The organism is Bacillus sp. AR2-1 (assembly GCF_008368755.1).
GTDB lineage: Bacteria > Bacillota > Bacilli > Bacillales > Bacillaceae_G > Bacillus_A > Bacillus_A wiedmannii.
Genome location: NZ_QORY01000020.1, coordinates 129,181 through 141,966, shown reverse-complemented (window position 1 = coordinate 141,966; position 12,786 = coordinate 129,181). Strand labels below are relative to the sequence as shown.

Sequence of the window (12,786 nt, the reverse complement as noted above, 5' to 3'; positions counted from 1 at the left end):
AAACATGATTATTGTTACAAATACAGCTAAAATTACAAAGGGAAATGGACATAAATTAATTGAGCGTTTTAATAAAGTAGGTCAAGTCGAAACGATGCCAGGCTTTTTAGGATTAGAAGTTCTTTTAACGCAAAATACAGTTGATTATGATGAAGTAACAATTAGCACACGCTGGAATGCAAAAGAAGATTTCCAAGGTTGGACGAAGAGCTCAGCATTTAAAGATGCTCATTCACATCAAGGTGGGATGCCAGAATATATTCTTGATAATAAAATCACTTACTACAATGTTGAAGTTGTACGTATGCCAATGGCTGCAGCACAGTAAACATATTTCTTTTTTAAAGTATAGAATATGAGAAGCGTTACCACTTCTCATATTCTATACTTTTTTTACTATCTCTTTACTAGTTTCGCATGCACGACTAACCTTCCTGCTTCCGGATCAAGTGCATAGTCACACGTCGAAAGTGTTACGATTTGATCACTCGCTGTCAATTTTGTATCCGTTTTGTACAGCGATTTTTCTTGAATTTTCTCCAAAAACGATGTGTATTCCGTATCATTGCTAAAATCCGTTTCAATGTAATAAAAATCAGTTGTTGTTGTATACACCGAGAACACTTCAAGATCATATCCTTCAAATAATGTATCGTAATATAATTTACGATGCGACATGAAGAACTCTTCATCTAACATTTTCTTTAAACTTCCAAACATAGAACCATCTTTCATACGGTGACCATATAAAATAGTATTTCGATTTTGAGATTTCACATCATTACGATAGTCCATAAAAATGCTGCCTGCTCTCATATCTTCACCTTTATAATTACGAAATAAATAGTAATCATTGTCTTTCGCCTGAACGATTGGATAATTAATTTGTGTATCATCCATCGTAATCCATCCAACTATTTCTTGGTTAATTTGCTGCAGAGCTTTGAACTGTTTACGTACTTCCCCGTCTTGTGATTGCTCTTCCATCGGACTCTTTTCATAAATGTTTTGTGCTTCGGCCATTACTTTACGATTTTCATAGTAATCCATGAAAATATCACCTAATTCATATACTGAATAGAAAAAGGTACCTAAAAAAACAACTGTAAGTATTCGTTGAAAAAAAGAATTCTTCTTCCGTTCTTTTTTACTACTCAAATCATCACCTCAAAACGGATTGTTCGCATATTTAAATACCCATTGGGACCATATACAACCCTGTATCTTCATCTTGCTTTACAACGACATCTACACCGTATATCGTCTTTATCATACTTTCTGTCACAACATCATTCGGCTTACCTTTCGTAACAATTTCGCCGTCTTTCATAACAATAATATGATCACTATAGCGAATCGCCTGATTGATATCATGTAATACCATAACGATCGTCAATCCATGTACTTCATTTAACTCTTTTACTAGCTCTAATATTTCAAGTTGATAATAAATATCTAAATATGTTGTCGGTTCATCTAAAAAGAGCATTGGTGTTTTCTGAGCTAACGTCATGGCAATCCAAACACGTTGTCTTTCTCCACCAGATAAGGCGTGAATCTCTTTATCACGTTTACTTAGCAAATTCGTACATGCTAAAGCCCTTTCGATTGCTTCTCTATCTTCATCAGTTTGCGAGGAAAAAATATTTTTATGAGGCATACGACCATAACTTGTTAATTTCTCTACCGTCATGTCTGCCGGTGCTTCATTTTGTTGATGGACAACGGCTAACTTTCTAGCAAACTCTTTCGGTTTATATTGACTAATCGCCTTCCCATCGAGTATTATCTCTCCGCTACGAGGGTCGTGATTTCTTGACATCACACCAAGTAATGTCGATTTCCCGCAACCGTTTGGACCAATAATTGTTGTAATTTTACCAATTTCTATTTCACTACTAACCGACTTTAATCGATCCGTTACATTATCATACGAAAAGGTTACATTTTTAATTTCCATGAACTTTATCACTCTTTCTAAGCAAGAATATTAAGAATGGGCCACCAATCACTGCCATAATCGTCGCTGCTGGAATTTCGTTAGGTGGCACAATTAACCTTCCAATCGTATCCGCAGTCAAAATTAATAACGCTCCTGCAATTGCAGAAAATGGAATTAATACTTTATGATCCGAACCGACTAGTTGTCTTGAAATGTGCGGAACGAGTAATCCTACGAAAGCAATAACACCTGCAATTGCTGTTGATACTGCTGCTAAAAGTACTGCAATAGCAGAAATAATAAGACGAACTCTCGTCACGTGCAAACCTAAGTTTTTCGCAGTCTTATCTTGTAGCGATAATAAGTTACACCAAGCTCCTACAAACAGAGCAAGAATAAGACCAATTGTTCCATATGTAACCATTATTTCTACATCGCCCCACGTCTTCATCGTTATGTTAGAAGTCGTCGTTTGCTTAATACTCTTAATGAAGTATCCGCAAATCGTAATGAACGATTCATTTAATCCAGTGAACATTGCATTAATAGCTATACCAACTAAAATAATGCGAAGCGGACTTAACCCTGACTTCCATGAAAATGCATAAACGAGATAACATGCAAATGCACCACCTAAAAAGGCGAATACTGGTGTCCAGAAAAAGAATTGCGGGAATAGCGTAATAATAACAAGTGTCATAAAACTTGCTCCAGAAGATATCCCGATTACCCCAGCATCAGCAAGTGGATTTTTCATAACAGCTTGAAAAAGCACACCTGAAACGGCCAGAGCTGCTCCAGTAAATAGTGCAATAATAATACGTGGGAAACGTAAATCTTTAATCACTTCAACATCTTCATTCCTCCCTGTAAATACCCCTTGTACAAGGTCCACTATCCCTATTTCTAAACTTCCTTTCGTTGCTGACAATGATGTCATAACAATAAGCAATGCAGTAACAATGAGGAAACTCCAAGTTTTTTTATTCATTCCACTCTTCCTTTATATTAAAATGCATCACGGATACATCATTTTTTTCAATTCATCTAACGCTTCCATTGCTGCTAAATTACCTGTCGTCCCAAATAAGCGCTCTTCTAAATCGTAAACACGGTTATTTTTAACTGCAGCGAAATGTTTCCAAATATCATTTGTTTTAAATTCTTTATCAAACATTTTCACAACTTCATCAGGCATACCATGAGCTGCTCGTAAAATAATATCTGGATCAGCTTTTTTTAAATACTCTGTATTAGAAGCTAAATACTCTACTTGTTCACCTTGCACAATATTTTTACCACCTAGTTGTTTCACTAAATCTCCAATATAAGAATGCTCTGTTGCTACTAAATAACTCCCCGGTACACCTAATAAAATAAGCACTGTCGGTTCTTTCTTTCCCTTTACTGCTTTTTTAATCTCTGCAACCTTGTTATCTAACTTCGTTACAACTGCTTCAGCCTGCTTTTCACGTCCATATTGCTTACCTAAATCGCTAATGGAATTTTGCATATTTTTCAAGCTTGTTAAATCTAAAAAGTTTGCTTTCGTGCCAACACCATCAAAAACTGGCTTTAATTCATATTCAAGTGTTGTCACGGATAATACTTCTGACGGCTTTAACGATTTTACCTTTTCCATATCAGGACTCATCGGATTCCCGACTTCAGGTAAACCTTTATATCTCTTTGGTAAATCTTTCGTACTTGTTGGAACACCAACTAAATCTACTTCTAACGCATCCATAATTTCAGTAACAGCAACTGTCGTTGCAACAATTCTCTCTTTACTCTCACTTTTCACCTGTTTTGCTGCTTCTTTTTGGGGCGCCGAGCATCCAGCTATACTCACTAATAGAATGATAGCCATTAGTACACTAGCAATTTTCTTCACTCTCAATCACCACTCCTTTCCAAACAATATGAAACAAGTCTTGATGCATGCGAACATGCATCAAGACTCCAAAAATTACAATCTTCCTGCTCTATATTTACGAACTAGTAAAGCAAGTGACCCAAGCAATAGCACCATGTATAAACCTAGTTGTGCTGTATCTGCCGTTTTTGAGTTTTTCTCTTTTTTCGGATCATTTTTTTGATCTTCTTTTTTCTTCTTATCATCTGCATTTCGGTTAAAATCAGGATTATCTACTTTTTTTACATTATCTACTTTCGGTGTAATCACTGGATTGTTCGGATCTTTTTTTGGATCCTCTTTAATCGTTCCTAACGCACCAATATTATTTGTATCAAATTGAATTTGGACATCGTAGAAATGATGGTAGTTCATTTCATTGATATCAACTTTTACTTTTGCATTTAATTTTGCAAATAAATCACTTACTTCAAATTGCACTACTCTCGTATTTGCATTTTTATCTTCGCTTACTACTTTCGTATCAGCAAAAAGACTGTTATTTTCCGTTTGGAATTTTGTAATCCATGCACTATTTTTCAACGTCATCTCAATGTACTTTTTACCATCTTTAACGATTAATTTTGCTGGGTGTACAGTATAGTCATGCATCTTTGAAAGCTCATTTGTTTTATCTTTTAACACTTTAAATGGAATATCATATTGACCATCCACTAAATTTTTCGGATCAACTATTACTTTTGGTTGATTATTTCCGCCTTGGTTGTCGTTTCCGCCTTGGTTACCTAAAACTTTAATACTATCTTGATCAAATACAAATTGAACATCGTAGAAATGGTGATAATTCATCGCATCAATATCTACTTTTACTTTTGCGTTTAATTTTTTAGATAAATCATCTACTTCTAACTCTACTACTTTTGTATTTTGCTCTTTATTCTCACTTAATACTTTTGCATTAACAAAAGAACTATTCTTCTCAAACTCAAACTTTGTAATCCATGCACTATTCGTTAATGTAAACGATACATACTTCTTACCATCTTTCACTTTTAGTACAGCTGGACTCTTTGTATATGTGTTCATCATTGAAATTTCTTCTGTTTGATCTTTTAGAACTTTAAAGCCAATGCTGTATTCACCATCTTTAAGGGCTTTTGGATCAATGGTTGTGTTGTTACCTTGGTTGTTGTTTCCACCTTGGTTATCGTTTTCGCCTTGGTTATCGTTTCCGCCTTGGTTATCGTTTCCGCCTTGGTTGTCGTTTTCGCCTTGGTTACCTAAAACTTTAATACTATCTTGATCAAATACAAATTGAACATCGTAGAAATGGTGATAATTCATCGCATCAATATCTACTTTTACTTTTGCGTTTAATTTTTTAGATAAATCATCTACTTCTAACTCTACTACTTTTGTATTTTGCTCTTTATTCTCACTTAATACTTTTGCATTAACAAAAGAACTATTCTTCTCAAACTCAAACTTTGTAATCCATGCACTATTCGTTAATGTGAATGATACATATTTTTTACCATCTTTCACCTTTAACACGCCCGGACTCTTCGTATACGTGTTCATCATTGAAATTTCTTCTGATTGATCTTTTAAAGCTTTGAAATTGATGCTGTATTCACCGTCTTTAATTGTTTCAACATTCGGCTTCTCTACTTTTGGTTTCTCTACCTCTGGCTTTTTATCACCGTCTGGTTGCTTTTCTTCGTTCTTAATTGGCTCAAGTTTATCTTGTTCAAATAAAAGTTGTACATCATGTGTTTGCTTATAGTTTCTTGATGCCATTTCGATAAATACTTTTGTATTTAATTTTTTTGATAAATCGTCCACTTCAAACTCTACTACTCTTGTATCTTTTTCTTTATCTTCACTCACTACTTTTGCATCAGCAAATGCGCCATCTTTTTCCGTTTGGAAATTTTTAATTAATGAGCTACTTGTTAGTGTTACAATTGCCTTTTTCTTACCGTTTTCTACTTTTAATACTCCTGGATTTACCATGTAATTATTCATCTTAGATTCTTCATCTGTCTTATCTTTTAACACTTTAAATGGAATACTATAATTCCCATCGTTAATTGTGTTAGAATTGGGTTGTTGATCTGGGTCAGGCTTTTGGTCGGGCTTCTGACTTGGATCCGGTTTTTCATTTGGATCTGGCTTATTTGCTGGATCCTCTTTTTCATTTGGTTTTTCTACATGAATCGGTGTAATACTATTTTGATCAAATGCAATACGCACATCATAGTCATGATGATAATTTAAAAAGTCTATGTCTACTTTTACTTTCGCATTTAATACTTTCTCTACATCGTCCACTTCAAATTCTACTACTCGTGTATCTTTTTCTTTATCTTCACTACTTACATTTGTCGCAACAAACTGGCCATTTTTTTCTGTTTCAAACTTCGTAATCCATGAACTATGTTCTAACGTAAAGGATACCTTCTTCTTCCCATCCTTCACTTTTAAAGTTCCTGGACTTACAGAGTATTGATTCATCATAGATTCTTCATCTGATGTATCCTTAAGAACTTTGAAACCGATTGAATATTCACCGTCAGCTAGTTGGCTTGCTGCTTGAACTGCAAGAGGTTGTAATGTTGATACGAATGTAAATATCATTAAACACATCGCAACAACAATTTTAAGATATCTATTCAATGGAATAACGCTCCTTTATTTAGTTTTGACGTACTTTACGAATTAAAAAAACACCTGAAATAAGAATTAACACTGCAAATAATCCGATGCGTGCTTCATCGCCTGTTTTTGGGTTATCTGTTTTTTCAGCTTTTCCACTTTCATTTGTTCCTTTGCTTGCCTCTTTATTTGCTTCTTTACTCTCTTCTTTCTTCACTTCTTCTTTTACTTGTGTATCTGTTTTTGTTTGATCATTATTCTTTGTTACAGTAGTTGCTTTATTTTCTCCACCTAACGCTTTTACATTTGCATCAAATGCAAAGCGAATTGTGTAGTTATGGTCATAATTTACGTTAGGTACAACAACATGAATTTTTACAGCTGCTGGTTTAGATAAATCGTCTATTTTAAACTCTACAGTTCTTTTATCTGCAGATTCATCTTTACTAACAACTTTTGCATCAACAAAGTTTCCGTTCTCTGGTGCTTTAAATTCTGTAATCCAAGCACTATGATTCATAGGAATTTGTACTCTCATCTCACCATTTTTCACAATTAACTTAGCTGGTTTTTCAAAATAATCATTTGCCATTGAAGCTGAATCATTTTCTGCTTTTTGTATGACATAGTTAATATCGTAAATACCGTCAGCTACATTTGCCGAAGCTTGTCCAAATGGCACTACGAAAAAAGCTAGCATACATATGAACGTCATAATAAAAGCGGGTAATACAGAAATCTTTCTCATTTGGCTTACTTCCTCCTTGTTTATCTTTCATCCATACTTTTTTGAAAATGATAATTATTCTCAATGTATAAAAAAAATAATAATCCTCTATCATTATTTAATTGTAATTTATTTATGTAATGTAGATATTATTGATTATCATTCTCACTACGTGTTAAAAATAATATCCCTCCCTATTCCTTATAAAGAGCGATTTACATTTTAACATAAGTCCCTATTTCTTTTGGTGATTATCATTCTCAATGAAGGTCAAAAAAAATAAAACTAACCATTCTCCTACTCTATCACCTCTATCTACAAAATGATATCGTTATAGAAAACCTTATACCTTTCACTCCTCACTTTCCTTCTAATATTTCCACAACTAAGTCAATCTTAGCCTAATGCTAATTTTTTTGTCAACTATATTACGTATAAAATTTTTAATATCTAAATTTCCCTATATGCAATTTTTTCTACAAAAAAAGAGACTTTCTTTCATAGAAAGCCTCTTTTCACTATTTTTCTACAGCAACTTCTTGCTTTTGAAATAAAGAAACTACATATCCAATTGCAATTCCAATGATACCCGGAACTAGCCAACCAATCCCTACACTATATAGTGGAATTTTATCTAAGATAGGAGCAAGGGCCGCTACTTGAAGATTTGCATTATGCAATCCATCAAAGAAGCTAATTGCAAATGAACCTACAATACCCCCTACATACATAGCTAATGGAAGACGAATATAGTTTTCAACAAGTGATAATACAATCAGTACGATACCAATTGGGTAAATTGCAATTAAAATCGGTAATGCTAATGCGTTTAACTGAGTTAACCCAAGGTTTGCTACCATAAATGCTAATACACAGAAGATGAAAACAATCTTTTGATAAGAAAGCTTTGGTAATAAGGAAGAAAAATATTCCCCACAAGCTGCAACAATACCTACAGAAGTTGTTAAACATGCCGCTGTAATTGCGATCCCTAATAATAAAGTTCCGTAACTACCAAATAAATGATTTACAACGTTTGTTAAAATAATCCCTCCGTTTGCTCCCATTCCAAGAGACACACTAGAAGCTCCCAGATAAGCAAGTGCTAAATAAACAAGTAGTAAACCGAGCGCTGCAATAAATCCTGCAAAAATTGTTACTTTTGCAATGCTGTTCTTATTTGTAACGCCTTTTGCTTTTAAAGCATTAATAACAACATTTCCGAAAACAAGTGCTGCAAGTCCATCTAAAGTTAAATATCCATCAATAAAACCTTTAAAGAGCGGAGCATTATACGCTTCTGTCGGTGCACCAAATTCTCCAATTGGTGTAATAATTGCTTTACCTACGATAATTGCTATAACAGCTAACAAAATTGGAGTTAATACTTTACCGATGCGGCCCACTAATTTCGATGGGTTTAAAGCTAAATAGAAAGTTACTGCAAAGAAAATGAATGTAAAAATAACAAGTGGATACGATTGACCAGCTATCTCACTTGGTAAAAATGGTGCAACACTCATTTCATAAGCAACTGTTCCTGTACGCGGAACACTTACGAATACGCCTAAACATAAATAAATTGCAGTGATAAAAACAAGTGCGAATACAGGGTGTACACGTCCCGCTAGCTCATTAATATCTCCCTTTAGAGCTATAACAATTACCCCTAATAAAGGTAATCCAACACCTGTTACGATAAAGCCAAATAACGCGATCCATACGTCTGTTCCAGCACCTTGCCCTAAAGCCGGCGGGAAAATCATATTACCTGCACCGAAAAATAGTGCAAACAACATTAAACTTATTGCAAACATCTCAGAAAACTTTAAAGATGATTTCATTTCTACTAACCTCCTACATATTTTTACATTGACAAAATATTCTGAATTAAAGACCGTCACATATCCTCTTTCAAGCATACTTCCCCGTAAAAGAACGCAAAAAACACCCGTCCCTAACAAAGGGACGAGTGTTGAAATCGTGGTTCCACCCTTATTCTAATAAAATGAATTTATAACAAAATAAGCTCATTTTATAGCTCGTGTAAATTGATAACGGTTTTATCCGCCAAGAATTACAATGCATCATGCAGTTCACTCTTGAAGTTTAGAGGTGGTAAGTTTGTCTTTCCGTATTAGGAAGCTCACAGCCTAGGCTTCCCTCTCTGAGAATCGTCAAAAACAACTCATGTCCTCATCATTACTTTTATAAAATATCTTGTCGAAACTTGTTGTTTTTTATTATATGGGCTATTTTTTAAAAAATCAATAGTTTTATTTTTTCTGACAAAAAAATATAGGGAGAAAATTTTTCCTCCCTAAAACTGATTTATTAAAATGTCTAATTCCTCAGATGTAACGCTCCGCCATTTTCCCACTTCAAGATCGTCTATCTCTATATTCAGAATACGAACCCGCTTTAGCTTTGTTACAGTAAATCCGAAAGCACGGCTCATTCTACGAATTTGTCTGTTCATTCCTTGCGTTAAAACGATGCGAAATGTAGACTGATCCACTCTCGTCACTTTACAAGGCTTCGTCATGTCATCCTTAATCTTTACACCGCTGGACATCTCATCAATAAACCAATCTGTAAACGGCTTATCAACCGTAACAATATATTCTTTCTCGTGTTCATGATCTCCGTGTAAAATTTGATTCGCAATCGCACCGTCATTCGTTAATAAAATTAATCCTTCCGACGCTTTATCTAATCGTCCAACAGGAAAGATACGCTCTGGGTAATTGATATAATCAATAATGTTATCTTCAATATGCTCGGCTGCTGTACAAGTAATACCAACTGGTTTATGAAAGGCGATATACACCTTTTCTTTCTCTTCTTTTACAATAACCTGTCCATCAATCGTTACCACATCACCATCGCTCACGAGTGCACCGTGCGTACATATTTCACCGTTAATAGCCACGCGTCCTGCTTTAATGAGACGGTCTGTTTCGCGTCTTGAACAGGATTTTGCTTCGCTTATGTATTGGTTGATTTTCATAGCTTATTCCTTTTCCTATATATTAAAAGCGTCAATCTATGGCAATATCACTCTGCCACGATTGACGCTCTTTTACTTCGCAAAAACAACTAAATAAATAACCCCAATTACCAAAAATATTCCGCAACAAGCTAACAATACTTTTGCAAGTTTGTCCATAAACATATAATGGTTCCCCTTTGTTTCGTTGTTTGCTATTTTAATTCGACAACTGTTACGCCTAGGCCTCCCTCGCCCATGTCACCGTAGCGGTAGTTTTTCACACCGCGGTGTTTCTTCAAGTAATCTTGTACACCTTGGCGAAGCGCTCCTGTTCCTTTACCGTGAATAATTGATACGCGCGGATAGCTTGCAAGCTGTGCATCGTCTAAATATTTTTCAACGCGCATCATTGCATCTTCATAACGTTCACCGCGAAGATCGAGCTCTAACGAAACGTGATAATCTCTACCCTTCACACTTGCGACTGCTTTTTTCTCAGTTTGCTTCGGTGTATTAATGTATTCCATATTGGATTCTTTCACTTTCATCTTCAGAATACCAATTTGTACGCTCCACTCTGTATCACTTACCTTTTCAAGTAATTGACCTTTTTGGCCGAACGTTAATACTTTTACTTCATCGCCTGCGCGTAATTGTTGTTTTGGCGCTGTGTTTTTCACGTTTACTTTTTGTTTCTTCACAAGCTCTGGCGCCGTACCTTCTAGACGGCTCTTCGCTTCAATAAGCTCATGGTCTTTCACGTTTATAAGCTGTGCTTTACGCAATTGACGAAGTTCTTGAATAATGCCTTCTGCTTCTTTCTTTGCAGCTTCGACTTTTTCTTCCCCTTCTTTTTGCACTTTTAATAATTTTTCATCGCGCTCATCATTAAATTCAATAATTTGACGCTGTAATTCGCGATGCAGTTTTTCAGATTGCTTGCGAAGTGCTTCTGCTTCGTTCCAGTCACGCTCTGCATTCTTTTGACTTTCTTCTAACTTCGCAATCATATTTTCAATTTTGTTTGTATCTGTACTAATGTGGTTACGAGCTTGATCAATCACGCGATCAGATAGTCCAAGGCGCTTCGAAATTTCAAAAGCATTACTACGTCCTGGTACACCGATTAATAATTTATACGTTGGGCTTAATGTATTCACGTCGAACTCAACGCTCGCATTAATAACTTTCTCACGGTTATATCCGTATGCTTTTAATTCTGGGTAATGCGTCGTAGCAACAACGCGAGCACCACGATTACATACTTCATCTAAAATTGAAATTGCTAATGCAGCCCCTTCTTGCGGGTCTGTTCCAGCACCTAATTCATCGAATAAAACTAAGCTTTCAAAATCAGCTTTTTCTAAAATATCAACAATGTTCACCATATGTGAGGAGAACGTACTTAAACTTTGTTCAATCGATTGCTCATCACCGATATCGGCAAAGATATTTTTAAATACACAAATCTCTGACTCATCCATTACTGGAATGTGAAGGCCAGATTGCGCCATTAATACACAAATACCAACTGTTTTCAGCGTAACTGTTTTACCACCTGTATTCGGCCCCGTAATAACAATTGTCGTGAAATCTTTACCCAACATAATGTTATTTGGCACGATAATTTCTGGATCAATAAGCGGATGACGTGCTTGTCTTAAATCCATATAGCGCTCGTTATTTACAATTGGCTTCGTTGCTTTTATACGCTTCGCATAAAAAGCTTTCGCAAAAATAAAGTCAAGATTCGCAACTACTTCTACGTTAGATAAAACGATATCTGCTTCTACTGCCACTTCTTCTGTTAACATCAATAAGATGCGTTCAATTTCTTGTTTTTCTTTCACTCGTGCTTCTTGAAGCGCGTTATTTAACTCTACAATGACTTGTGGTTCAATAAATAACGTTTGCCCAGAAGCTGATTGATCGTGAACAATACCGCCATATACACCGCGGTATTCTTGTTTTACTGGGATTACGTAACGTTCGTTACGAATCGTTACAATCGCGTCAGACAGCATCTTTTGCGCGTTAGAAGAACGCGTCATGTTTTCTAACTTTTCACGAATACGACTTTCCGCAGTACGAATTTGAGTACGAATACCACGCAGTTTATCACTTGCGCTATCGACTACTTCACCGCCATCACCGATGCAATTTGTAATTTTCTTTTCTAAATCATATAAAGATATAATTTGAGCGACATGAGTTTCTAAAATAGGAAGCTCAACACCATTATCAACCATATCTTCAATGAAACGTTTCATATTGCGACTACCATACATCGTATTTGCAATATCAAGTAGTTCATTTGGACTTAACATACTCCCAATCTTTGCACGCTTCACATTTGAGCGAATATCCGTAATACCACCTAATGGTGCACTACCTTTTAAACGAATGACTTTCGCTGCTTCATCCGTTGTATCTTGCATTTCTACAATTTCTTCAAAATCAGTGCTTGGCACTAAATGCTTCACTTTGTCACGGCCAAGTGAAGAGGCTGTATGTTCAAGTAATTGTTCTTTTACTTTATTGTATTCTAATACACGCAACGTTCTTTCTAACATGTTGCAGGTCCCCCTTGT

10 protein-coding genes and 1 other annotated feature are annotated in these 12,786 nt (G+C 35.4%); of the genes, 1 reads left to right on the top strand and 9 read right to left on the bottom strand.

All coding sequences use genetic code 11. The annotated features are described in order from the left end of the window. Positions 1–4: 4 nt before the first annotated feature. A complete protein-coding gene (gene isdG, locus DT250_RS23505; RefSeq protein ID WP_000587825.1) occupies positions 5–328 on the top strand; it encodes a heme oxygenase in 324 nt (107 codons plus the stop codon). Positions 329–396: 68 nt separating this feature from the next. Here the strand turns inward: isdG and srtB are convergent, their stop codons facing one another. The 9 genes from srtB to DT250_RS23460 form a co-directional block, all read right to left on the bottom strand. Next, entirely contained in the window at positions 397–1,158 is a 762-nt protein-coding gene (gene srtB / locus DT250_RS23500; protein ID WP_088064532.1) for a class B sortase, read from the bottom strand. A 31-nt stretch (positions 1,159–1,189) separates the two neighbouring features. Next, on the bottom strand, positions 1,190–1,960 hold the full coding sequence (locus DT250_RS23495; protein ID WP_000403736.1) for an ABC transporter ATP-binding protein: 771 nt from the start codon (positions 1,958–1,960) through the stop codon (positions 1,190–1,192). Next, positions 1,950–2,933 carry a FecCD family ABC transporter permease gene (locus DT250_RS23490; RefSeq protein WP_149213769.1) on the bottom strand — a complete coding sequence of 328 codons (984 nt, stop codon included), beginning with the start codon at positions 2,931–2,933 and terminating at the stop codon, positions 1,950–1,952. Before DT250_RS23490 ends, DT250_RS23495 begins: the two co-directional genes overlap by 11 nt. Positions 2,934–2,960: 27 nt before the next feature. Then, positions 2,961–3,842: a heme ABC transporter substrate-binding protein IsdE gene (gene isdE / locus DT250_RS23485; RefSeq protein WP_149213768.1), complete on the bottom strand. Its 882-nt coding sequence runs from the start codon at positions 3,840–3,842 to the stop codon at positions 2,961–2,963. A 69-nt stretch (positions 3,843–3,911) separates the two neighbouring features. Then, positions 3,912–6,497, bottom strand: coding sequence for an NEAT domain-containing protein (locus DT250_RS23480; RefSeq protein ID WP_149213767.1), 2,586 nt, complete (start codon positions 6,495–6,497; stop codon positions 3,912–3,914). A 19-nt stretch (positions 6,498–6,516) separates the two neighbouring features. Continuing rightward, the gene (gene isdC, locus DT250_RS23475) at positions 6,517–7,224 is read right to left on the bottom strand and encodes a heme uptake protein IsdC (protein WP_149213766.1); all 708 of its coding nucleotides are present in this window, start codon (positions 7,222–7,224) and stop codon (positions 6,517–6,519) included. 497 nt (positions 7,225–7,721) lie between these two features. Further along, positions 7,722–9,047: a branched-chain amino acid transport system II carrier protein BrnQ6 gene (brnQ6, locus tag DT250_RS23470; protein WP_097916563.1), complete on the bottom strand. Its 1,326-nt coding sequence runs from the start codon at positions 9,045–9,047 to the stop codon at positions 7,722–7,724. Between the two features lie 117 nt (positions 9,048–9,164). Then, positions 9,165–9,415: a binding site (T-box leader), on the bottom strand. 108 nt (positions 9,416–9,523) lie between these two features. Next, positions 9,524–10,213 (bottom strand): 23S rRNA pseudouridine(2604) synthase RluF, encoded by a 690-nt coding sequence (locus tag DT250_RS23465; protein WP_149213765.1) that lies wholly within the window; start codon positions 10,211–10,213, stop codon positions 9,524–9,526. Positions 10,214–10,407: 194 nt separating this feature from the next. Continuing rightward, a complete protein-coding gene (locus tag DT250_RS23460) occupies positions 10,408–12,768 on the bottom strand; it encodes an endonuclease MutS2 (protein WP_097889217.1) in 2,361 nt (786 codons plus the stop codon). Positions 12,769–12,786: the final 18 nt, after the last annotated feature.